The 22,057-nt window shown below is 39.0% G+C and carries 27 protein-coding genes and 1 pseudogene; all 28 read left to right on the top strand.

From position 1 onward, the window contains the following. Nucleotides 1-4 precede the first annotated feature (4 nt). The 28 genes and pseudogenes from DWY07_RS01125 to ychF all read left to right on the top strand — a co-directional run bounded on the left by DWY07_RS01125 (nt 5) and on the right by ychF (nt 22,033). Complete coding sequence (locus DWY07_RS01125) at nt 5-1,669, top strand: AAA family ATPase (RefSeq protein WP_117821975.1); 1,665 nt, start codon at nt 5-7, stop codon at nt 1,667-1,669. A 15-nt stretch (nt 1,670-1,684) separates the two neighbouring features. Continuing rightward, nucleotides 1,685-3,772: a protease Lon-related BREX system protein BrxL gene (gene brxL / locus DWY07_RS01120; protein WP_117821974.1), complete on the top strand. Its 2,088-nt coding sequence runs from the start codon at nt 1,685-1,687 to the stop codon at nt 3,770-3,772. A 2-nt stretch (nt 3,773-3,774) separates the two neighbouring features. After that, nucleotides 3,775-4,785 carry a hypothetical protein gene (locus tag DWY07_RS01115; RefSeq protein ID WP_117821973.1) on the top strand — a complete coding sequence of 337 codons (1,011 nt, stop codon included), beginning with the start codon at nt 3,775-3,777 and terminating at the stop codon, nt 4,783-4,785. 30 nt (nt 4,786-4,815) lie between these two features. Further along, nucleotides 4,816-5,883 (top strand): leucine-rich repeat domain-containing protein, encoded by a 1,068-nt coding sequence (locus DWY07_RS01110; RefSeq protein ID WP_117821972.1) that lies wholly within the window; start codon nt 4,816-4,818, stop codon nt 5,881-5,883. A 65-nt stretch (nt 5,884-5,948) separates the two neighbouring features. Next, a complete protein-coding gene (locus DWY07_RS01105; RefSeq protein WP_117821971.1) occupies nt 5,949-6,455 on the top strand; it encodes a hypothetical protein in 507 nt (168 codons plus the stop codon). Further along, entirely contained in the window at nt 6,455-7,753 is a 1,299-nt protein-coding gene (locus DWY07_RS01100) for a hypothetical protein (RefSeq protein ID WP_075720901.1), read from the top strand. The genes DWY07_RS01105 and DWY07_RS01100 overlap by 1 nt, the downstream gene beginning before the upstream one ends. A gap of 15 nt (nt 7,754-7,768) precedes the next feature. Next, entirely contained in the window at nt 7,769-8,521 is a 753-nt protein-coding gene (locus DWY07_RS01095; protein WP_117821970.1) for a tellurium resistance protein, read from the top strand. Between the two features lie 14 nt (nt 8,522-8,535). Next, on the top strand, nt 8,536-9,366 hold the full coding sequence (locus DWY07_RS01090; RefSeq protein ID WP_117821969.1) for a PP2C family serine/threonine-protein phosphatase: 831 nt from the start codon (nt 8,536-8,538) through the stop codon (nt 9,364-9,366). A gap of 14 nt (nt 9,367-9,380) precedes the next feature. Continuing rightward, nucleotides 9,381-10,388: a transglutaminase domain-containing protein gene (locus tag DWY07_RS01085; protein WP_117821968.1), complete on the top strand. Its 1,008-nt coding sequence runs from the start codon at nt 9,381-9,383 to the stop codon at nt 10,386-10,388. Next, nucleotides 10,351-10,716 (top strand): hypothetical protein, encoded by a 366-nt coding sequence (locus DWY07_RS01080; RefSeq protein ID WP_147340231.1) that lies wholly within the window; start codon nt 10,351-10,353, stop codon nt 10,714-10,716. Before DWY07_RS01085 ends, DWY07_RS01080 begins: the two co-directional genes overlap by 38 nt. Before the next feature lie 33 nt (nt 10,717-10,749). Beyond that, complete coding sequence (locus DWY07_RS01075) at nt 10,750-10,986, top strand: hypothetical protein (protein ID WP_117821966.1); 237 nt, start codon at nt 10,750-10,752, stop codon at nt 10,984-10,986. A 35-nt stretch (nt 10,987-11,021) separates the two neighbouring features. Continuing rightward, on the top strand, nt 11,022-11,525 hold the full coding sequence (locus DWY07_RS01070) for a hypothetical protein (RefSeq protein ID WP_117821965.1): 504 nt from the start codon (nt 11,022-11,024) through the stop codon (nt 11,523-11,525). 26 nt (nt 11,526-11,551) lie between these two features. Then, a complete protein-coding gene (locus DWY07_RS13135; RefSeq protein WP_181983865.1) occupies nt 11,552-11,713 on the top strand; it encodes a hypothetical protein in 162 nt (53 codons plus the stop codon). Nucleotides 11,714-11,807: 94 nt separating this feature from the next. Then, nucleotides 11,808-12,200 (top strand): pyridoxamine 5'-phosphate oxidase family protein, encoded by a 393-nt coding sequence (locus DWY07_RS01065; RefSeq protein ID WP_117821964.1) that lies wholly within the window; start codon nt 11,808-11,810, stop codon nt 12,198-12,200. After that, nucleotides 12,200-12,568 (top strand): DUF4186 domain-containing protein, encoded by a 369-nt coding sequence (locus tag DWY07_RS01060; protein ID WP_117821963.1) that lies wholly within the window; start codon nt 12,200-12,202, stop codon nt 12,566-12,568. The genes DWY07_RS01065 and DWY07_RS01060 overlap by 1 nt, the downstream gene beginning before the upstream one ends. Beyond that, complete coding sequence (locus DWY07_RS01055) at nt 12,568-13,041, top strand: YaiI/YqxD family protein (RefSeq protein ID WP_117821962.1); 474 nt, start codon at nt 12,568-12,570, stop codon at nt 13,039-13,041. The genes DWY07_RS01060 and DWY07_RS01055 overlap by 1 nt, the downstream gene beginning before the upstream one ends. Further along, the gene (locus DWY07_RS01050) at nt 13,028-13,246 is read left to right on the top strand and encodes an aspartate dehydrogenase (RefSeq protein ID WP_117821961.1); all 219 of its coding nucleotides are present in this window, start codon (nt 13,028-13,030) and stop codon (nt 13,244-13,246) included. Before DWY07_RS01055 ends, DWY07_RS01050 begins: the two co-directional genes overlap by 14 nt. A 3-nt stretch (nt 13,247-13,249) precedes the next feature. Further along, nucleotides 13,250-13,776, top strand: a pseudogene (locus DWY07_RS01045) (O-acetyl-ADP-ribose deacetylase). A 77-nt stretch (nt 13,777-13,853) separates the two neighbouring features. After that, nucleotides 13,854-14,075, top strand: a complete 222-nt coding sequence (locus tag DWY07_RS01040; protein ID WP_242997284.1) for a helix-turn-helix domain-containing protein — start codon at nt 13,854-13,856, stop codon at nt 14,073-14,075. A 59-nt stretch (nt 14,076-14,134) separates the two neighbouring features. Next, the gene (locus DWY07_RS01035; RefSeq protein ID WP_117821960.1) at nt 14,135-15,049 is read left to right on the top strand and encodes an IS3 family transposase; all 915 of its coding nucleotides are present in this window, start codon (nt 14,135-14,137) and stop codon (nt 15,047-15,049) included. 334 nt (nt 15,050-15,383) lie between these two features. Next, the gene (locus DWY07_RS13130; RefSeq protein ID WP_181983864.1) at nt 15,384-15,542 is read left to right on the top strand and encodes a hypothetical protein; all 159 of its coding nucleotides are present in this window, start codon (nt 15,384-15,386) and stop codon (nt 15,540-15,542) included. A gap of 251 nt (nt 15,543-15,793) precedes the next feature. Next, nucleotides 15,794-16,276, top strand: coding sequence for a low molecular weight protein-tyrosine-phosphatase (locus DWY07_RS01030; protein ID WP_117821959.1), 483 nt, complete (start codon nt 15,794-15,796; stop codon nt 16,274-16,276). A gap of 154 nt (nt 16,277-16,430) precedes the next feature. Then, a complete protein-coding gene (locus DWY07_RS01025) occupies nt 16,431-18,098 on the top strand; it encodes a GGDEF domain-containing phosphodiesterase (RefSeq protein ID WP_147340230.1) in 1,668 nt (555 codons plus the stop codon). Beyond that, a complete protein-coding gene (locus tag DWY07_RS01020) occupies nt 18,082-18,672 on the top strand; it encodes a prolyl-tRNA synthetase associated domain-containing protein (protein WP_347465044.1) in 591 nt (196 codons plus the stop codon). Before DWY07_RS01025 ends, DWY07_RS01020 begins: the two co-directional genes overlap by 17 nt. Before the next feature lie 107 nt (nt 18,673-18,779). Further along, a complete protein-coding gene (gene rlmD, locus DWY07_RS01015; protein WP_117821957.1) occupies nt 18,780-19,988 on the top strand; it encodes a 23S rRNA (uracil(1939)-C(5))-methyltransferase RlmD in 1,209 nt (402 codons plus the stop codon). A gap of 19 nt (nt 19,989-20,007) precedes the next feature. After that, nucleotides 20,008-20,421: a TraX family protein gene (locus DWY07_RS13550; protein ID WP_347465043.1), complete on the top strand. Its 414-nt coding sequence runs from the start codon at nt 20,008-20,010 to the stop codon at nt 20,419-20,421. Then, nucleotides 20,406-20,702 (top strand): TraX family protein, encoded by a 297-nt coding sequence (locus DWY07_RS13545; protein ID WP_347465040.1) that lies wholly within the window; start codon nt 20,406-20,408, stop codon nt 20,700-20,702. Before DWY07_RS13550 ends, DWY07_RS13545 begins: the two co-directional genes overlap by 16 nt. A 233-nt stretch (nt 20,703-20,935) precedes the next feature. Continuing rightward, on the top strand, nt 20,936-22,033 hold the full coding sequence (ychF, locus tag DWY07_RS01005) for a redox-regulated ATPase YchF (RefSeq protein ID WP_117807322.1): 1,098 nt from the start codon (nt 20,936-20,938) through the stop codon (nt 22,031-22,033). Nucleotides 22,034-22,057: the final 24 nt, after the last annotated feature.

Genomic DNA, 22,057 nt, shown 5'->3' with positions numbered 1-22,057 from the left:
AAAAATGCAACTAGTAAATTTTTCAGTTACAAATTATAGAAGTATAACAAAGGCACATAAAATAAATCTTCAAAATATTACAGTGTTAGTTGGAAGAAATAATGAAGGAAAATCTAACATACTTATGGCACTAAATGTTGCGATGGAAACAATGATGCAACATGCTAATCATGCAAATGTACATGAACGTTTGTATGATTGGCAAAGAGATTTTCCAGTTCAATTGCAACAACGAAAGAATAACCTAGATTCTGTTTTTAGATTGAATTTTAGATTGAATCATGATGAAAATACTGAATTTTTTAGGACAACCGGAATTAGAAGTAATGAGGATATACCGATTGAACTTAAATATGGACGAGATAATAGAGCTAAAATAACAGTTCCAAAGAAAGGATCTTCTTCATTTAATGATAAATCAGAAAAAGTAACTGCATTTATATGTGAGAGAATTGCCATTAATTATATACAGGCAGTAAGAACAGAAGATATGGCTATGGATGTTATACATAGACTAATATCTACAGAGTTATCAAAGTTATATGATAATGAAGAGTATAAATCCGCAGAACAAACAATTTACAATTTACAAGAAGCAGTATATAACGATATTGCAAATAGAATATTAGCACCTTTGCAAGAATTTTTACCACAGCTTACAAACGTGGAAATAAGATCTAGAGGAAGAAGATTAGTATGGCGCGGATTTAGAAACGATGTAGATGTAATTCTAAATGATGGTACGCCAACAAGTATTCTTTATAAGGGAGATGGAATAAAAAGTTTAGTATCATTAGCGATACTAAAGGAATCGAAAAATGAGATAGGTGCATCAATAATTGCAATAGAAGAGCCAGAGTCACATTTGCATCCAGAAGCCATACATAGCTTAGTAAATGTAATAAAGGGTATTTCAGAAAATCATCAAGTAATTATAACAACGCATAATCCGTTATTCGTTCAAAGAAATAATATATCAAATAATATTATTGTAGATCATGGCACTGCTAAACCAGCAAAAAATATTAAGGAGATTAGAGAATTATTAGGTGTTTTACCAGAGGATAATTTGATTAATGCAAGTCATGTATTGGTAGTAGAAGGAGAGGATGATAAGATAGCATTAAATAAAATTTTATCATCATTGAGCCCTACTATAAAAGATGCACTTATAAAAAATAAATTGGTGATACAACCGCTTGCAGGAGCGACAAACTTAAACTATGAACTATCTAGGCTTAGATCTTATGTATGCAGATACTTTGTATTTCTGGATGCAGATGAAGCAGGGTATGATGCCGCGGAAAAGGCAATTGAAAAAGGTTTGCTATCAGAAAGTGATGTAAAGTATTCAATATGTAATGGAAATAATATATCAGAGTTTGAAGATTGTCTTAAAAAAGATTTTTATATAGAGGCGATAAGAAATAAATTTTCGGTAGATTTAGGAGTGACGTCATTTAGAAATAGTAAAAAATGGTCAGATAGAGTAAAGGCTGTATTTTTATCTCAAGGACAACGATGGACAGATGCTGTTGAGAAAAAGGTAAAAATGGAAGTCGCAAAATTGATACCTGTAGAAGATGCGGATTCAGTATTAGATGAGCATAAAAGAGGTTCAATCGATGCGTTAGTCAATGCCTTAGAAAATATGCTATCTCAAAGATAAAATATGGAGGTAATTATGGATAAATACACTGATATAAATATTAAGGAAGCGTATGATATTGAGAATCCTAGAGATATTATCAAGAAAAAACTCCGCCAATATTATGATGGTCGTATAGTCCGTAAGGACTTGACCAAATCAATTCGTGAAGGAGCAAATGTTCCGGTCTATGTATTGGAATATCTTCTCGGACAGTATTGTAATTCTGATGATCAGGAGATTATTGACGAGGGAGTAGACAATGTGAAGCGTATTCTGCGTGATAACTATGTTCGTCCAGATGAGGCACAGAAGATATTGTCGCTTCTTAGAGAGAGAGGCAGTTATACAGTTATTGACAGGATTACAGTAGTACTCAATACCAAGGAAGACAGATATGAGACAACATTCTCTAATCTTGGAATTAAGAATATTCCTATCAGTGCTGACTATGTAAAAGATTATGACCGCCTGCTTTGTGGCGGTATCTGGTGTATTCTTCAGCTTGATTATGAGTTTATTGAGGAAGACAAGAAGAATACACAGCCTATCCGTATCAGAAAGCTGACACCGATTCAGATGCCGCATGTGGATATGGATGAAGTAAAGAATGGTCGTAAGGCATTTACTAAGGAAGAGTGGATGGATATTCTGCTTCGATCTACTGGTATGGAACCGGACAAGCTTTCTGACAGAGCTAAATGGTTATTGATTGCCCGTATGATTCCGCTTGTTGAGAACAACTTTAATATGTGTGAATTGGGACCTCGTTCTACAGGTAAATCATACATATATGAGCAGATTTCTCCAAACAGTATCCTTGTAGCTGGTGGACAGACAACTGTTGCAAATCTGTTTTATAACATGTCTAACAATACAGTCGGTCTTGTCGGAATGTGGGATGTTGTAGCATTTGACGAGGTTGCCGGTATCAAGTTTAAGGATAAAGATGGTATCCAGATTATGAAGGGATACATGGCATCAGGTGCATTTTCCCGTGGCAAGGCTGAGATACAGGCAAAAGCATCTATGGTCTTTGTAGGTAATATCAATCAGAGTGTGGAGACTTTGCAGAAGACATCAAGTCTGTTTGATCCATTTCCTCCTGAAATGGGTACTGATACTGCGTTCCTTGACCGTTTCCATGCATATATACCGGGATGGGAGATCCCTAAGTACAGACCGGATTCATTTACAAATGATTATGGATTTATCACAGATTATCTTTCAGAGTTTATGCGTGAGCTTCGTAAGGATAATTACAGCAATATAGCAGAGAAGTATTTCAAATTAGGAAATAACTTAAATCAGAGAGATGCAATTGCTGTTCGTAAGCTGATTTCCGGATTTATCAAATTGATTTATCCGGATGGAGAAGTCAGCAAGGATGAAGTTGCAGAGATTATGGATATTTCACTTGAACTTCGTAGGCGAGTAAAAGAGCAGCTTAAGAAGATTGGTGGAATGGAGTTCTATGATGTGAACTTCTCATACATAGACAATGATAGTTTTGATGAGCATTTTGTAACTGTACCGGAGCAGGGCGGCGGAAAGATGATTCCTGAAGGTATGGGCAAACCGGGATGCTTATATACAGTATCAAAGTCAAAGACTGGAATGATAGGCTGCTATCGTCTTGAAACGCAGATGATGCCGGGAAATGGAAAATTGACTTGCACAGGTATTGGTTCCGGAAAAGAGCCAAAGGAAGCTACCAATACAGCATTTAATTACCTGAAGGCAAATGGCAATGCAATATCGGGTTCAATAAGTACAACAACTAAGGATTATATCATCAATTATCAGGATATGCAGGGACTTGGAATGACGGGAAATCTTGCACTTCCTACACTAATTGCTATTTCATCGGCGGCACTTAGCAAGCCTCCAATCAGCAGTCTTGCGGTACTTGGTGAGATTAGTATCGGTGGAACACTTATTAAGGTAGAAGATTTGGCAAGTACATTGCAGGTATGCCTTGATAGTGGAGCAAAAAAAGTTCTGCTTCCAATCACATCGGCAGCAGATTTAGGTACTGTTCCGTCTGATTTGGTGGGAGCGTTTAGCTTGATATTTTATTCTTCGCCAGAAGAGGCAGTGTATAAAGCGTTAGGAGTAGAGTAGATATGATAAACATTGATAATCAGCAGATGATAAGAGAGAATTTATCAAATAAAAAAATACTCAAAGCTATAATAGCTGATTTATATGAAGATAAAAAAGTCAAAAATCTTATGTCTTTAGCAGTAGATTTAGGAATAGAGGAAGAAATTGCAAAAAAGACATCTCTGACAAAACAAGAGGCATATAGAATAGCACAAATATTTCACTATGAATATGGAACGAATATTGAAGATGCAATTGTTGCAGTTTATCAATGGGCAGATATATTTGGCGTCGGATATGAAAATGATGATTTATTTTTTACGGCAAAAGAACTTATATCGGCGAATATAGATTTTGTTGATTGGAATCAATTGAAGGATGATGTATTTAATGTTCTTTCATATGCTTATGTGTTATCTGATAATACTGAAAGAGATGAAATAGTTAAAAATGCTGAACAATTATTTGATGAAAAAAATGTGGAAGACAATCTGATTAAGAAAATTGTGAAAATAGATGAACATGATTTTTTGGAAAAGAATATAGACAGATTGTTTCCAGGTGTGTATGCAATAGTTGACAAGGCAATTAAAGAACAAAATATTGAGATAATAAACATAAAATGCTATACATACATAAAAATAATGAAATTATTGATAGCTACAATTTTATACAGAAATAAAAAAATATATCAGAGTTTGTATCTTATTTTGATAACAGCAATGTTTTATGCCGATAAATATAAATTGGACAAGGTTGGTTTTAAAGATAAAGCCATAGATGAAATAGTGTCATTTCCAAGCTTTGAGGATGTTATATTACATAGTGACGAGTGCGAAGAAATGGAATATTGTGATTTGGCTATCAATGAAGTCAACAAAAAAGGAAAGAAATTGTTTGATATTGTAAAAAGAGGAACTCTTACTGGAGAAATAGAAAGAATAACACAAGATTTATCTAATGTGTATGATGAATATTTGGCTAATAATTTAGAAATTAAAGTGGTAGGTTCGACAACTCATGGAGGGTGATGGCGTATTTTTGAGCAGGATTTTGAAGCAATGCTTCGACAGTATGAAAATTCAATAGATGATAAGCGACAGTTTACTGCATTGGTGAAAGATATATTTCCGGAAGATGCAAAGAATATCAATCTGATTCTCATGGCATACAACATGGGAATTGCACAGGATATTCAGAAGGCAAATCTGCTTAATAATACATTTGCTTTCCGGTATGTGAAGCAGTTGATGGATGACTATGGCATCAGCAGAGTGAATGCAGATTGGGTCGTGTCAGTATGGTGTTCTTGTTATGGTAATAAAGTATTGGGAAAAGCCTGTGACATATCAGTGCAGAAGCAGGGTGGTGGTCCGGCGATAAAAGATAATAAGTCATCTTCGGGAAAATCATATGGAGATTTATTTGTATATGAGAAAAGTCGCAGAGGCAACGGACTGGCTGTAACAGGATTCCTTGGAGATAAGAACCAGACGATTATATTTCAAAATAGGTCTGGCAATGAAAATGTTATAGAGATTGCGGATAACAGTTTTAGCAAATCTTCCATAGAAGAGGCAATTCTGACGGAAGATTTTAAATACATAGGGTTAAATGCTTTTTCTGACTGTGAGAAATTACATCAGGTGGTATTGCCAGTCAGCGTAGAAGAGATTGAAAACTCAGCTTTTGAGAATTGTAACAGCTTAAAATCAATCTCCTTGCCGATACTGCTTAAGACAATCGGAGATGCAGCCTTTAAAGGAACAGGTTTACGGACACTGGATATTCCAAAGAGTGTATTTGGGATAGGTGATGATTTATTGGCAGAGTGCCAATCGCTGGAGCATATTAGGATACCGGATAACATTGCAAGGATAACTGATCGGATGTTTATGAATTGTAGTGGCTTAAAAAAGGTGGAGCTGCATGAAAAACTGAATGCGATTGGTGAACGTGCATTTTTCGGCTGCTCCAGTCTTGATTTTATTATAATTCCAGATAGTGTACAGCAGATTGGTCAGGATGCTTTTACGGGAACAGATGATATGTTTATCGTGCAATGCTCATTTGGCTCTTTTGCAGAGCAGTATTGCAAGAAGAATAAGATTAAGTATCAGCTGGTATAATGTCGCCAGCGATGCGACACATAAAGCATGAAATTACGATAGAATACAGGAAAGAGGTGATATGTATGGGCTTATTGGATGCAATATTTGGCAATAATCAGCCACCTAAGATAAATTCCATACTTCCTACAGCTGCGAAGAACGAGATCTGTGCAGGAAGATTACCGATATTGAATACAGACAGCTTATTTCTCAAGCGTGATGAGAAAATCCATTATATTGATAAAGCAATCAACCTTGAAATCAAGGTAGTAAAGCAATACCGGCATGTGGGACACAGTACACCTGGATTGTTGAAAGGCAATCGTTGGAATGTGGGGGTGGCGAAGCCTATTGAGCATGGTGAGCTTGTACAGCATCGGGGAATCCTGTATGTGACTAATCAGAGAATTGTATTTCAAGCTTCTGAAAAGGGGTTTGATAAAACATATAGATATCTAACAGCGGTAACTCCGTATGTAGATGCCTGTGAACTGCAGTTTGGCAGTAAAACATACAATATGTATGTTGATGATGGAAATCTATTATATGAAGTATTACAGCTTGTGAAGCAAAGGAGGCAGATTCCATAATGGAGGGACAGTTAAAAAACGGAACAATACTTACTTCGGAAAGCGGAAATAAGTATACTGTAGTGAATCTTCTGGGTGCCGGTGGACAAGGTGAAGTCTATGATGTGGAATGTGATGGAAAGCATTATGCGTTGAAATGGTATTTCAAGGGAAGTGCTACAGCACGGCAGAAGAAATTATTGGAAGAGATTATTGCAAAGGGAGCACCGGATAGTTCGTTTCTCTGGCCGATGGAACTGATTGTTCCGTCACAGGGAAACTTGTTTGGATATATCATGCCGCTTCGTCCAAAGAATTATAAGAGCATAGTGGATTTGATGAAGAATCGTGTAAATCCATCATTTTATGTTATATGCAGGACAGCATTTAACCTTACAAAAGGATATCGAAATCTACATATTGCCGGGGCAAAGTATCAGGATATTTCATTTGGAAATCTTTTCTTTAATCCGGATAACGGAGATGTCTTGATTTGCGACAATGATAATGTATCATATGGTAACAGTAAACCGGGTGGAGTGCTTGGTACACCGGGATTTATGGCACCTGAGATTGTAAGAGGTGAAGCGAGACCATCAAGGGATACGGACAGATATTCATTAGCGGTATTGCTGTTTTACCTCTTTATGGTAAATCACCCATTGGAAGGCAAGCAGGAAGCTAGTATCAAGTGTATGGATATGGCAGCCAGAGTAAAACTCTATGGAACTGATCCTATTTTTATATTTGATCCGGATAATAAGACAAACAGACCAGTACCGGGAATCCATGATAACGCCAATATTTATTGGCCGTTATATCCGGAACAGCTGCGCCAACTGTTTATCAAATCTTTTACAGTCGGACTTAATAATCCAAGCAAGCGTGTAACGGAGCCTGAATGGATGAACCTGTTTGCAAATATGATGAGTGGGTTGATGAAATGCACCTGTGGTGCAAGTGTTTTCTATGATGAAAGTCTGGAAGCAAATGGTGTGGCACATACATGTTGGAATTGTCAGCAGACAGTGAAAGTACCAACAAGGATTGTGATTGGAAAGAATACCGTGGTACTAAATCAGAACAGTAAGCTGTTACATCATCACATTTATAGTGATTTTGATATGGAAACAGTAGTTGGAGAAGTAGTTCAGAATCCAAAGAACCCTGCATTATGGGGAATCCGCAATGAAGATAAATTAAACTGGACTTATGAAAAAGCGGATGGAACACAGATTCCTGTTGAAGTAGGAAAGACAGCAGGTATTGCAGCAGGCGTGAAAATACATTTCTCCGAGTCAGTCGGAGAGTTCAAGTAAAAGGAGGAAATTGTTATGGCAGATTTACAAAGACCGGGTGGAGAACTGGCAAGCAGACCGATTCATTTCTTTTGGGTAGTGGATTGTTCGGGTTCAATGTCTTATGACGGAAAGATGGAAGTGGTAAATACAGCTATTGAGGAGTGTATCCCGGAGATGGCATCAGCTGCGGATAATAACCCAAATGCACAGCTGCTTATTAGGGCACTTCAATTTTCATCCGGGGCAAGCTGGCTTACTGCAAAGCCTGTACCGGTTGAGGAATATTCATGGAATCCTTTGGAAGCATATGGTGTAACAGAGATGGGAAAAGCATTTGAATTACTGGCAGCACAGCTTTCTATTCCACCAATGCCAACACGAGCATTGCCGCCGGTAATTGTTTTATTGTCTGATGGACAGCCAACAGATTCTTACAAGGATGGATTGAATAAGTTAAAAGCACTTCCTTGGTTCAAGAAAGCAGTTAAGATTGCGATTTCTATCGGTTCCGATGCAGATGATGATGTGCTTGAAGACTTCACAGGTAACAAAGAACTGATATTACAGGCAAATAATGCAGCTGCACTTGCAAAGATGATTAAATGGGCGTCTACAACTGCATCTATGGTATCCGCTCCAGCAAGCAAACCTATGAATGCTGACGCAGTATCTACACCTGCAGGCAGTGGAGATCCTTTTGCACCTGCAAATGGAGGAGCACCACTTGTTATAGATATGAGTAATATTCCTAGTCCGGATGACTTTGACGATGGAGCAGTTTGGTAAAAAGGAGGGATTTCATGAAGCGTTATGTATTTGGCAAAAGTGTAAAAGGCGCTACTCACGAAAAGAATGGATTACCTCTTCAAGATAACTGCAAGATAGAAAAAATTTCAGATAAGATTACGATTATAGCTGTAGCAGATGGACATGGCAGTTCAAAGTGCCCCAGAAGCGACAGAGGTTCTTTGATTGCGGTAAATACTTTCTGCACAGTAATGAAAAACTATCTGCTCAATTATGGAAAAGAAAAGGATGGTCTTACGAATCTGGTAACATTTCTGAACAGAGAAGGCGATATGCGCTTCGCACAGGATATATGTGAGGAATGGCAGGCAAGAGTAAAACAATCATTTTATAAGAACAAAGATGGCAGCGTATTAGACAAAGAAGGTAATACCGACTGGAAAAAGGTTTACTCTCTGTATGGAACTACACTTCTGGGTATGCTGATTACAGATACCTTTGTATTCTCATTTCAGATAGGTGATGGCGACATCAACTATATTACAGATGATGAGATTTCTCCATTGGTAGAACCGGAGAAGTTCCTTGGCACAGAGACACATTCTCTATCCAAACCGGATGCATGGAGAAAATCGGTAGCGTCCGTAAGGAGAAAGAATGCAGCAGATGATGTGCCATATTTATATATGCTTTCGACAGATGGATTTTCCAACAGTTTTGTGAACGAAGAGGAGTTTCATAAAACCTGCAGAGAGTACTATAAAATGATTGGCGAGCATGGATACGAGGCAGTAAGAGATAATCTTGAAAAGTGGCTCAAGGAGACGAGTGAGCTTGGATGTGGTGATGATGTCACTGTGGTTATGGCTTATGTAGACAAATAACGGAGGAAGCGGATGTGATTGTAGATCGCTACTATTATGCACAACTGAATAAGCAGGAGCAGGCGGTTTACAAGGCTTTCTACAATGGGCTGATGGCTCATGAGGATGTCATTCCTATTCCAATCAAAGGGCAGCTATCAAAAGAAGTATTCAACAAAATATTCCGGGCAATGACAAGGGATAATCCGTTGATATACTATGTCAATCAATCTGCGTGTAACTGGGCGACGGATGCATTTGGTCATACAGCAATCTGTCCACAGTATTTTTACAGCAGGGAAACTGTTCGAAAGTACAACCGTAACATAGAAAACGCAGTGAATAATCTGGCTGCACAGTTAAGACTGACAGAAGGCACAGATTATGAGAAAGAAGTAAGAGTCCATGACTGGTTCTGTAAAAATGTGAAATATGATTTTAAAGGCGCAGACATGGACGAACCAGCTAGAGTAGTTCTCTCACATAATATTGTAGGAGTTTTTGCGAAACAGAAAGCCCAGTGTGAGGGAATTGCCAAAGCTGTAAAAGTATTGCTGAATGCAGTAGATATCAAGTGTATTGTGGCTACTGGAGAAGCAGAGGCAAGTGGTAAGAAAGAACACCATGCTTGGAATGTTATTGATATTGGTGGAAGTCCATATCAGGTGGATGTAACATGGGATATCGGAGCTTCCAAGGGAAGAATTGCATATGATTATTTCAATGTTACAGATGAAATTATAAGCAAAACACATAGCTTTGAAGATGAGATGCCGAAATGCATTTCATTAAAAGATAATTATTTTGAAAGAAACAGGCTGACATTTAGAAGTAGAAGTCAGCTGATAGCATATATAACACAAGAGCTAGAGCAAGGTCGGAATAAATTATATTTTCGGATAGATGGGTTATTTCCGAAACTAAGACGGTCAGAGCTTGCAGGCATGGTTGCAAAGATTGCAGCAGGAGGACAGAGCAGGGCAGTTAAAGTCCAGCAGATTCCAAATGAGAAGGTGGGAACTTACTGGATTAGAATATACTAAGTATTGGGGAGGAAACATTATGTGGCACACAGCAGAAATGGTTAAGATATTTGAGAAAATGACAGAGGGATACGGATACGATATATATCAGAATAGAAAACTGTGTGTCGCATTATGCAATGATTTATTAGCTGCTTATTCAGTGGAAAAGAATATTATGCAGATGCTTTTTCAGGCAGGGCTTGGAGAGGCTATGAAGGGAGTCCCATTTAAGAGTGAAAGAGAGCTTAAAATGGGACTTTCTAATATCGAGAAGTTTTTAATGGCGCAGGCGATTGAGAGTAGTGTCAGGGATGATGTATTTGATGTAATTGTGGACATTTCTTGAAACCGGACGAAATCTGAGAGAAGGTGGTAATTTATGTTGGAGACAATATTGTATGCAGTAGGATTTTTTATATTTACTATTTCCCTTCAGTGGCTGTTACATAAGGTCAGAAAAAACCACAATCAGGGGAACTCTGCAATATGGGTAGGCAATGGAGCAATTATTGTTATTTGTGTAATGGGCTTGATGACTAAGAATATCAACTATTTTTCTGCATTGATTGGATTTGTTGTGGGGGATGAAGTTGGTAAACAGGCAGGATGGCAGTAGAGACGCATTGTAAATTGAGGAAGGCAGGTGGCAGTATGGTAGAAAATAATAGATTACCTGATACACCTTGGCATGTAGGATATGCAAAGAAACAGGAGGATGATCCACGTAGACATAAGGCGAGATGCATTCATTATCGTGATGGACAATGTGGATGGAAAGCAAATTATTCGGGTAAATGCATAGGTTCAAGTCATTGCATGGATTATTCAGAGTCACTTGAAGATTTTAAGAAATTGCAGGAGAGCAGAAAGACTGCGGAACAAATTGAAAGAGATAACATTGACAAATATAAGAAAAGCCTTGAACCTAAAAAAGAGCAGTTAGAACGAAGTAATAATCCATATAAATACAGAAAATGCAGTGAACTGAATCGTTGTCTGGTGTGTGATGAGCATCTGTATAAAGAGAAGTATTCGTTAAAGAGATGCAAGTACTGTGGCATGTTTTATGTGGATATTGATGATTCTACCAGAGATGAGATTATGGATATTGTGAAGGCTGATCCGATATTTGTTATGAATATTAAGAGAAAATAAAGTTCGACAGATAAAGGAGGTTCATTATGATTTCAGATGAAAAAGCTCAGGAAAAATTGGATGAAACAACAAATATGTTAAATATGATTAATAAGATTGAATTATATTCTCTTTTGATGAAGATTAAATATTCTAATAACAGAGAAAAAATTATTGATGAAACATTGAAAGTTACAAGATTTTTTTAACAAACGTTATGGATGTAAAGAAAGAATCTTTAAAGGAAATAGATGAATGCTTTTCGAAATAAATAATTATAAAAGACGACAGGAGGATTACATCATGGAACGAGTAGTAAAATTTTTAAAAGAAGCAGAGACATATTATTTGGCGACAGTAGAAGGAGACCAGCCAAGGGTAAGACCTTTTGGTACAGCACACATTTTTGAAGGAAAACTGTATATTCAGACTGGCAAGGTAAAGGATGTTTCAAAGCAGATTCACGCAAACCCGAAGGTGGAAATCTGTGCATTTAAAAATGGCGAGTGGCTTCGTGTAGCCGGAGAACTTGTAGAAGATGACAGAAGAGAAGCAAGACAGTCTATGCTCGATGCTTATCCATCTTTACAGAATATGTACTCAGCAGATGATGGAAATACAGAGGTGTTCTATTTTAAAAATGCGACAGCTACATTTTCATCATTTACACATGAGCCGGAAGTAGTGAAGTTTTAATGACGAAGGATGAATGGTACAGGCAGTTATTTGAGCGGCTGGATAATTCCAAGTTCCGAAGCAGTTTCCATCTGAAGCAGAAAGATATTGATTACATAAATGAAAAAGGGTTGGACACAATCAGACAACATGCAAAGGATTTTATTGCAAAGAGAGAAGCTCCTGCATATATAGCGAATGATGGTAAACAAACACCGATGAAAGGTCACCCAGTATTTATTGCTCAGCATGCAACGGCAACATGTTGTAGGGAGTGCATCCGAAAGTGGCATAAAATGCAGCCAGGCAAGGAATTGAGTCAGGTGCAGCAGGATTACCTTGTAGATGTAATTATGACATGGATTCAACGAGAAATGGAGAGAGGTTAGTGCAGATATTTGTAGATGCAGATGCGTGTCCGGTAGTGGACATTGTCGAGACAATAGCAGAGAAATACAATATTTCCACCACATTGCTGTGTGATACGAATCATATTTTGTATTCTGATTGCAGCAAGGTGATTGTGGTAAGTGCAGGAGCAGATGCAGTGGATTATAAACTGATCAGCATTTGTCATAAAGGGGATGTAGTAGTATCGCAGGATTATGGTGTCGCTGCTATGGCACTTGGGAAAGGTGCATATGCTATTCACCAATCCGGTAAGTGGTACACGAATGAGAACATAGATCAGATGCTTATGGAGCGACATCTTAATAAGAAGGTAAGGCGCAGCTCTCATAAGAATCATATGAAAGGACCGAGAAAGCGTACAGAAGAAGATGGCGTACGCTTTGCACAGCCCTTTGAAAAACTTATACTGATGGCAAAATCAAAAGAAGGTGCTCAGAGTGGGACTATTTAAGAAAAATATAGTTACAAAGACATATGATAAAGGAAATAAGAAACCAGTAATCAAGGCGAGCATATGTAATGGCGAGCAGGTTGCCGGATTTAAGAATATTCATACAGGTAAGATAGACGAGGTTATGCTGATTAAGAATCAGGCAGACCTTGATGCATTCAAGAAAATGTATGGAATAGATGGCGAAATAGAGAAGGAATATTAAACAATGTATTTGATTAAAACGATAAAAGGTGACATAACAAAAGTAACAGATGTGCAGGCAATCGTTAATGCTGCAAATAATTCTCTGCTTGGCGGAGGTGGTGTAGATGGAGCGATTCATAGAGCGGCAGGACCGGAGCTTTTGGTAGAGTGCAGGACACTTCAAGGATGTGAGACTGGAGAAGCAAAGATAACAAAAGCCTATAATCTGCCATGTGATTATGTGATACATACTGTAGGACCAATATGGAATGGTGGAAGAAATAGAGAAGAGGAACTTCTTGCTAACTGTTATTTTAATTCTATGAAGCTGGCAATGGATAATGGAATCAGGTCTATTGCATTTCCTTCCATATCAACTGGAGTATATAGTTTTCCGGTTGAGTTGGCAGCAAAGATTGCAGTACATACAGTAAACAGATTCTTACAGGATAATCCGGACAGTTTTGATTAGTGGAATGGGTGCTGTTTGATACTCACACTGAATCAGTATACGAAGCAGAAGTTGATCAACTTGATGCTAGAATATAAATAGTACAAGCCAAAATGAGAAATTCCAAGTACACATAAGCATGATACAATAGAAGCATGCTGAAGGAGGATCTCATATGGCAAAGCAACATGACAAACAATTTAACCTTGATGCAATCCAGTACTACGAGGATCATAAAGATCTTGGTGTACGTGGATGTGTAGAAAATCTTGGCATCGGATACAGCACATTAACAAAGTGGCTGAAAGACTTCCGGGAATCTGGTGATATTCCTGTTCGTGGTTCTGGTAATTACGCATCCGATGAACAGAAGGAAATCGCCCGTCTCAGACGTTAATTACGTGATGCCCAAGATGCACTTGATGTATTAAAAAAAGCAATCAACATTCTGGGAAAATGACGGAAGCCATTTATCTCGAAGTGTCTGAGAAGACGGAAGCTGCCCAAAAGGCTGGACGCCGGGGTTCCGTCTCCGGAATGTTGAAATTTTTAGGTGCCTCACGTTCAGGATATCGTGCATGGCTCCACCGCGTGCCTTCTGATACAGAAAAACGCCGTGAATCTGTAAAAGCAAAAATACAGGATATATATGATGATTCCAAGCAGAACTACGGTGCTCCGAAAATCACTGTAGAATTGCGGAAAACCGGTGAAGTCATTTCGGAAAGAACTGTTGGTACATACATGTGTCAAATGGGAATCCGTGCCCAGTGGAGCAAGCCATGGACAATTACCACAAAAGATTCTGATTTCAGCACTGAATTACAAAATATCCTCGATGAGCAGTTTAATCCTGACCGCCCGAATGCCGTCTTGTGTTCGGATATCACCTACATCTGGACAATAGACGGATTTGTCTATCTGACCAGTATTATGGATTTATTTTCCAGAAAAATCATAGCATGGACACTTTCAAAAACACTGGAAGTATCCTGCGTGATTGATACGATAAACAAAGCCAAAGCTCGCCGAAATATCGATCAACCATTAATTATCCATTCGGATCGTGGCAGCCAATATGTTGCAAAGGAATATATAAAAGCGACCGAAAATATGCAGCGTAGCTACTCGAAGAAGGCTTTTCCGTGGGATAATGCATGCATTGAATCCTTTCATTCTATTATCAAACGTGAATGGCTCAATCGCTTTAAAATTCGCGATTATAAGCAGGCATACCAGTTGATTTTTGAATATCTGGAAGCTTTCTACAATACGAAACGAATTCATAGCCATTGTAACTATATGTCACCAAATGAATTTGAACGATTGTATGAAAGAACGCACACTGAGGCTGAGCTTCTGGCGGATTAAAATGGGAAAAGTTTCTCATTTTAACTTGTACTAAATCTTGACATAGGACCATATTGAGGAGAAAAATGCTTCTAAAAGAAATTTTATAGTGGGAACAGTTGTTATTGGAACAGTTTTAGGTATTGTAGGAAATTACATAAGCGATTTCATTTTCTAACTGTGTTAGTAGCCCCCCTCTTTTTTTACTACCAACTTTACAACTAACACTAACAAGTAGTAAAAATTTGCTCAATTCTGCTCTGATTTGCCGCAATTTGTAACTTTAGAGCAAAACCAAGATTACCACGAAATATTAGGAACTAAGATATACTAGGACAAAAAGGAGAAACAGATAATGACTCAATACAGTGAAAAATCTTATAAAATGGCGTCAGATAACACCAAGTATAATGATGACGGAAAAGCAGTAATATCAGAAAATGATGCGTGGCGTGACGAGAAAGAATGGGATGAAGTATTTGAGCAGATGCAGAAGGAACGGCAAAACCTTTAGTAGTAACCATTTCCCTTTTACTACCAATTTTGCTACTAACAGGTAGTAACAACTTGCAGGGTTCTGCTCCAATCTGCCACAATTTGTAATTTTAGAGCATATCACAATAACCCCGAAAACCTTTGCAAAATACGCGAAGCAACGAGCGAAGTGTCCCGATATGCTTGCATAATCGGGCATTTTGCGACTGCCGCGACCGAGACGATAGTCGAGGTAGGGCATTTCCGGGCAAAACAAGGAGAAACAAAACTATGATAAAAGTACTTTTCATCTGCCACGGCAACATCTGCCGTTCCCCCATGGCAGAATTCATATTAAAAGATATAGTAACAAAACGTGGCATTGCCGATCAGTTTGAGATCGCATCGGCAGCCACCAGCACAGAAGAGATTTGGAATGGTGTAGGGAATCCGGTGTATCCGCCGGCAAGAGAAGAACTTGCCAGACATGGGATAAGCTGCAAAGGCAAACGGGCCGTGCAGCTTACAGCCTCAGATTATGATCATTACGATTATCTGATCGGTATGGATTCTATGAATATGAGGAATATTGAACGAATGACCGGACACAGACGTGGGGATAAGATCTATAAGATGCTGGAGTTTGCCGGACGAGATGCAGATGTCAGAGATCCGTGGTACAGTGGAAATTTTCGGGAGACTTATGAAGATGTTGTAGAAGGCTGTCAGGCGTTTCTTGACTGGTTGACAATTAACAAGAAATTAAGTAATTGATTAACCCAAATTTCACTTAATTTCCGAATAATTAAGTCGGATGCAAACTTTCTTTTTGCTAAAGAACATGTTAATATATATATAATAGCAAGTTCCTGTGGGAACAGAACATGTAAAATTAGGTAAGTATTCATTGTTGGGAGAAGATATTATTATGGCATTTGAATCATGGAGAGAGATTAACAGAATAAGGAAAAATCACCGCGACGCCATATATTTTTACGCGAATCTGCAAGATCGGTTTTACACGATTGAGGAAAATGATATTCTGCCTGATGAGTTGAATCCGGATGATAAAAATTTACTAAAAGCATTTTGCAACTGCACATGTATAGAAGAAACAGAGAAGAATAAAATGTGCAATTTGTATAGACAGATTGAGCAGGGAACAAAAGAGCCGATCAAGATGGATGACTTGGAGACATGGGTGCATCTTGAGACCAGATCAGGGAAGAAAGCTCTGATGGCAGTCCTTTGTTACCTTGAGAAAGATGAAAAAGGATTGATTCGGGAGTATGTGGGCATGATACGGATCATGCGCAAACAGGAATTAGAGAATCGGGAGATTGTGACATCGTTTAGCAATGATAAGAATCCGGCATTCTTTCTCAAGAAGATTGCACGTTTTCAGGCAGAGCATCCGGAGCGGGAGTATGCATATATTCAGTTTGATGTCCGTAGATTTAAGTATATCAATGAGAAGTATGGCAGTGATACAGGAGATAATATTCTTCGGTATATATATGACACGCTGGATGTGATGTGTGATAAGGAACATCTGCATTGTAGATTGTCAGCGGATGTATTCCAGATCGTGACCTATTATAATTCCAGAGAAGAAATCATGGAATTTATTGATAAACTTGATGAAAAGATTCGGAGATATGGTGATATCAAGTTAAGCATTACATATGGAGTGAATATCGTACCGGGCAGCTCAACGGCATATCGCAAGCATGGAGATGAAGCAGGACTTGCCCGTGCAGAGGGTAAGCGGACGATTTTGAATAAGGTTGTATTCTATGAGGATACGCTGATGAATCATGTGAAACAGACGGGAGCGATCGAGGAAGTTGAGGAGGAGGCTCTGAGACGGGAAGAATTTCAGGTTTATCTTCAGCCGAAGTACCAGTATGACAGAAGCCATGCGAAGATCGTCGGAGCAGAGGCACTTGTGCGCTGGATTGATGCAAATGGAAAATGCAAGTCGCCGATGGAATTTATTCCGGTATTTGAGGCAAATGGATTTATATACAAATTAGACTGTTTCATGTGGGAGATGGTATGTAAAGTTATCAGAAGATGGCTGGATACCGGAAGGCAACCACTTCCAATCTCGGTGAATGTGTCGAGAACCTATCTTCAGAAAGAAGATGTTGCAGGATATATCAGGAATCTGATCGACAAATATCAGATTCCGATGGAGCTGTTCCAGTTAGAGATCACGGAGACAACGGAGAATGCAGAATCATTGTCTTATATCAATAGTTTGAAACAGGCGGGATTTACATTGTTAATGGATGATTTCGGATCAGGTTATTCTTCCCTTTGTATGTTGAAGAATACACCATTTGACGTATTGAAGATGGATCGGCAGTTTTTGGATGAATGTTTGGACAGTAAACAGGGTAAGACGATCATTTCTCATGTGATATCCATGTCAAATGATTTGGGCTTAAGTATTATAGCAGAAGGCGTAGAGAATCGAGGAACGGCAGATTTCCTTTATGATAATGGATGTAGTGTATCTCAGGGATTTTATTTTTCCAAGCCTGTTCCGATTCCGGAGTTTGAGCATATGCTGGATGAACAGCAGAGGTAGATATAAGGAACGGGAGGGCAAAGTACTGTTGGAACTTTTGAATGGAAGACCGGAGAATACGGAAGGAAGACTGGAGAAGGAGATTCGGGTATATGATTTTCTTGACCATCTTGGAATAGAATATAAGAGAGTCGACCATGAACCGGCATTTACGATGGAAGTATGTGAGGAGATTGATAAGATGTTGCAGGCGACAATCTGTAAGAATCTTTTCCTGTGCAATCGTCAGAAGACACAGTTTTATCTGTTGATGATACCGGGAGACAAGCCGTTTAAAACGAAGGAGATCACTTCACAGATCGGGAGCGCAAGACTGTCATTTGCATCGGCTGAGGACATGGAGAAATATCTGGATATCGAACCGGGGGCTGTCAGTGTCATGGGACTGATGAATGATACGGAGCATCATGTACGGCTGCTGGTGGATGAAGACATATTAAAAGGCGAGTATCTTGGCTGCCACCCATGTGTGAATACATCCAGTCTGCGGATGCGCACGACAGATGTATTCGGATTGTATCTGGATGCGGTCGGACACGATATGACAAAAGTCGTCCTGACAGGTAAAGCATAGAGCAAAGAAAAAACCAGGCCATAAGTCATATACATTCAAGGAAATGTTGTTGACCATGTGTTTGGTTTTTGCTATGTTTAGACGAGAGATTTGAAAGGAAATAAAATATGAAAGAAAATATAAAGGGACAGCCGGGAAATAGAAAACCGGATGGCAGAAAAGTCCAGTCCCCAAATAAGAAACCTAACCCCGTGGCATACGAATATACAGACGAAGAATACCGGAGATTACTTGTAAAGAAGCAGACAGAGATGGAAAAGCTGCTTTCAGGATTTGCACCGGTCGATCCAATCGTGGGAATGGAAAATCCGTATTATTACAGGAACAAAGTATGTGCGGAATTCAGAAAACTGAAGAATGGTACGATCATCTCCGGCCGATATCAGGAGGGTACTCATAATGTCATAGAGACAAAAGGCTGCAAGATCGAAGATCAGCGGGCGGATGCGATCATTCAGGATATCACAGAGCTGTTCCGGTCATTTAAAATGATGATCTATAATGAAGACAGCGGATATGGACTGATCCGTCATGTACTGATCCGGACAGCACATCAGACCGGACAGATCATGGTGATCATTGTGACGGCATCTCCGGTATTTCCGTCGAAGAAGAATTTTGCAAATGCACTTTTGAAGCTTCATCCGGAGATCACAACGATCGTTCAGAATATAAATACAAAGGATACGAATATGGTGTTAGGTGACCGAAATCAGGTCATCTATGGCAAAGGCTATATAGAAGATGTTCTCTGTGGCAAACGGTTTCGTCTGTCGCCGGGAAGCTTTTACCAGATCAATTCTGTTCAGACGGAGAAATTATATAACAAGGCGATCAAATATGCGGATCTGAAAAAGAAAGAGACGGTGATAGATGCATACTGCGGAATCGGAACGATTGGTATCGTTGCAAGCGACCGGGCAAAACGAGTGATTGGTGTGGAACTGAATGCAGAAGCAATCCGTGATGCGAAGATTAACAGCCGGATGAACAAGATAGAAAATATCGAGTTCTATGCAAATGATGCAGGCAGGTTTATGGTAGAACTGGCAGACGCAGATGAGCATATTGATGTTGTGTTTATGGATCCGCCTCGTTCAGGAAGCACGGAAGAATTTCTTTCTTCCGTTGTAACGTTGTCTCCGCGTAAGGTAGTTTATATTTCCTGTGGACCGGATACCCTTGCGAGGGATCTGAAGTATCTGACCACACATGGCTATCAGGTGTTAAAGATCACACCATTTGATCTCTTCCCATTTACTGAGCATACAGAGGTTGTTACGCTATTGACGAGAGACAGAGTTATTTTTAAGTAGGAGAGGAACGTTATTAAAGATGAAAGAAAAGATAAAATTATTATCCGGTGCACAACTGAAATATATAGCATTTGCTTCAATGTTGATCGATCATGTTAATAAAACATTTTTCATATATTTTAACAGTAAGGCTTTAATAGTTATGAGTGAACTGTTTGATATATTAGGCAGGATCGCATTTCCTATCTTTATTTCCCTGTTGGTGGAGGGATATTTTAAAACGAGAAATCGATGGAGATATTTGGGAACACTCCTGGTATTTGGAATTATATCAGAGGTTCCGTTTGATATGTGTACATCTAATGTATTTTTTGAACCAAACTGGAATAATATCATGTTTACGCTTGCGCTGGTGTTGGCGATGATCTGGATTATTGATGCCCTGAAAAAGAAGATGCAGACGCTGCCCAAGTTCTTGTGGTATCTTGTATAATTGTAGCAGTAACTTGTCTGATAGCCATGAATCTGAGTCTGGATTATGATTCCCATGCGGTGTTGATCGGTTATTTTCTGTATCTTTTTCATGACAGACCGATTATTGCTATTCCGTTTAATTTTGCATCGATGTATAAGGAACCATGGGCACTTCTGGGTTTTGGCCTGATGCTTACTTATAATGGAAAGCGTGGAAAGCAGAATAAGCTTGTGAACTATTTGTTTTATCCGGTGCATCTTCTGATATTGGGAATTCTGAGAATGCGTCTTGGAATTTGACAGTAATTTGACGGCAACCGGCTGATAATCATTGAATTTTATGCCCCAATGTAGTATAATCATCGTGCTATTTTGGGGCTTTTTTGCGCCATTATACAGGTAAAGAACAAGAATACAGAGAAAAATTACCTTGTGGCATCAACTTTGAACGGCCATCTGACATAACGTAATATGGCTGAATGGTATGAGTTGTATGACCTTATAAATCAAGGTTTTAAGGAGGAATTATAACCATGAAGCTCGGCATAGTTGGACTTCCCAATGTTGGAAAAAGTACATTATTTAACTCTCTGACAAAAGCAGGTGCAGAATCAGCAAACTATCCATTCTGTACCATCGACCCAAATGTTGGTGTCGTTGCAGTACCGGATGAGAGGTTAGACAAGCTGACAGAGATGTATCACTCAGCAAAGACCACTCCTGCAGTTATTGAATTCGTAGATATCGCAGGACTCGTAAAGGGCGCATCCAAAGGCGAAGGTCTGGGAAACCAGTTCCTTGCAAATATCAGAGAGGTAGATGCGATCGTTCATGTTGTCAGATGCTTTGAAGATACAAATGTTATTCATGTAGATGGTTCGGTTGATCCGATCCGTGATATTGAAACGATTAATCTGGAGCTGATCTTTTCCGATATTGAAGTTCTGGATCGTAGAATAGCAAAGACGATACGAGGTGCAAGAAATGATAAGATGCTTGCAAAGGAGCTGGATTTCCAGCAGCGTATCAAAGCACATTTGGAGGAAGGCAAGCTTGCAAAGACTCTTGAAGTAACAGATGAGGACGAACAGGGTTGGATCGAGGAATACAACCTTCTTACATGGAAACCGGTTATTTTCGCAGCAAATGTAAGCGAAGACGATGTAGCAGATGATGGAGCATCAAATGAGCATGTTCAGAAAGTAAAAGAATACGCAAAAGAATTTGATTCAGAAGTGTTTGTTGTCTGTGCACAGATCGAGCAGGAGCTGGCAGAACTGGATGACGAAGAAAAGAAAATGTTTTTGGAAGATCTTGGAGTAAAAGAATCCGGTCTTGATAAACTGATAAAGGCAAGCTATTCACTGCTTGGACTGATCAGTTATCTGACAGCCGGTGAGACAGAATCCAGAGCATGGACGATCAAGAAGGGAACAAAAGCGCCGGGAGCAGCCGGCAAGATCCATTCTGATTTTGAGCGTGGATTCATCAAGGCAGAGGTTGTAAGCTATAAAGATCTTATGGAATGTGGCAATATGGTAGCTGCCAAAGAAAAAGGTCTGGTAAGACAGGAAGGTAAAGAATATGTGGTAGAGGACGGAGATGTCATCCTCTTTAAGTTCAACGTATAAAACAGCTTCCTTTAGGAGATAACA

The organism is Clostridium sp. AF23-6LB, assembly GCF_003461085.1.
Lineage (GTDB): Bacteria > Bacillota > Clostridia > Lachnospirales > Lachnospiraceae > Coprococcus > Coprococcus ammoniilyticus.
The sequence above is the reverse complement of the archived record's forward strand: the minus strand, read 5'-3'. Positions and strand labels throughout refer to the sequence as shown.

Coding starts and splice junctions, on each gene's coding strand:
- DWY07_RS01080 (WP_147340231.1), top strand. CDS start 10,351: ATGAGAAGGTGGGAACTTACTGGATTAGAATATACTAAGTATTGGGGA.
- DWY07_RS01075 (WP_117821966.1), top strand. CDS start 10,750: ATGTTGGAGACAATATTGTATGCAGTAGGATTTTTTATATTTACTATT.
- DWY07_RS01025 (WP_147340230.1), top strand. CDS start 16,431: ATGGCATTTGAATCATGGAGAGAGATTAACAGAATAAGGAAAAATCAC.
- ychF (WP_117807322.1), top strand. CDS start 20,936: ATGAAGCTCGGCATAGTTGGACTTCCCAATGTTGGAAAAAGTACATTA.
- DWY07_RS13135 (WP_181983865.1), top strand. CDS start 11,552: ATGATTTCAGATGAAAAAGCTCAGGAAAAATTGGATGAAACAACAAAT.
- DWY07_RS01060 (WP_117821963.1), top strand. CDS start 12,200: ATGACGAAGGATGAATGGTACAGGCAGTTATTTGAGCGGCTGGATAAT.
- DWY07_RS01105 (WP_117821971.1), top strand. CDS start 5,949: ATGGGCTTATTGGATGCAATATTTGGCAATAATCAGCCACCTAAGATA.
- DWY07_RS01110 (WP_117821972.1), top strand. CDS start 4,816: ATGCTTCGACAGTATGAAAATTCAATAGATGATAAGCGACAGTTTACT.
- DWY07_RS01100 (WP_075720901.1), top strand. CDS start 6,455: ATGGAGGGACAGTTAAAAAACGGAACAATACTTACTTCGGAAAGCGGA.
- DWY07_RS01125 (WP_117821975.1), top strand. CDS start 5: ATGCAACTAGTAAATTTTTCAGTTACAAATTATAGAAGTATAACAAAG.
- DWY07_RS01095 (WP_117821970.1), top strand. CDS start 7,769: ATGGCAGATTTACAAAGACCGGGTGGAGAACTGGCAAGCAGACCGATT.
- DWY07_RS01115 (WP_117821973.1), top strand. CDS start 3,775: ATGATAAACATTGATAATCAGCAGATGATAAGAGAGAATTTATCAAAT.
- DWY07_RS01040 (WP_242997284.1), top strand. CDS start 13,854: ATGGCAAAGCAACATGACAAACAATTTAACCTTGATGCAATCCAGTAC.
- DWY07_RS01090 (WP_117821969.1), top strand. CDS start 8,536: ATGAAGCGTTATGTATTTGGCAAAAGTGTAAAAGGCGCTACTCACGAA.
- DWY07_RS13550 (WP_347465043.1), top strand. CDS start 20,008: ATGAAAGAAAAGATAAAATTATTATCCGGTGCACAACTGAAATATATA.
- DWY07_RS01070 (WP_117821965.1), top strand. CDS start 11,022: ATGGTAGAAAATAATAGATTACCTGATACACCTTGGCATGTAGGATAT.
- DWY07_RS01030 (WP_117821959.1), top strand. CDS start 15,794: ATGATAAAAGTACTTTTCATCTGCCACGGCAACATCTGCCGTTCCCCC.
- brxL (WP_117821974.1), top strand. CDS start 1,685: ATGGATAAATACACTGATATAAATATTAAGGAAGCGTATGATATTGAG.
- DWY07_RS01020 (WP_347465044.1), top strand. CDS start 18,082: ATGAACAGCAGAGGTAGATATAAGGAACGGGAGGGCAAAGTACTGTTG.
- rlmD (WP_117821957.1), top strand. CDS start 18,780: ATGAAAGAAAATATAAAGGGACAGCCGGGAAATAGAAAACCGGATGGC.
- DWY07_RS01065 (WP_117821964.1), top strand. CDS start 11,808: ATGGAACGAGTAGTAAAATTTTTAAAAGAAGCAGAGACATATTATTTG.
- DWY07_RS13130 (WP_181983864.1), top strand. CDS start 15,384: ATGACTCAATACAGTGAAAAATCTTATAAAATGGCGTCAGATAACACC.
- DWY07_RS01035 (WP_117821960.1), top strand. CDS start 14,135: ATGACGGAAGCCATTTATCTCGAAGTGTCTGAGAAGACGGAAGCTGCC.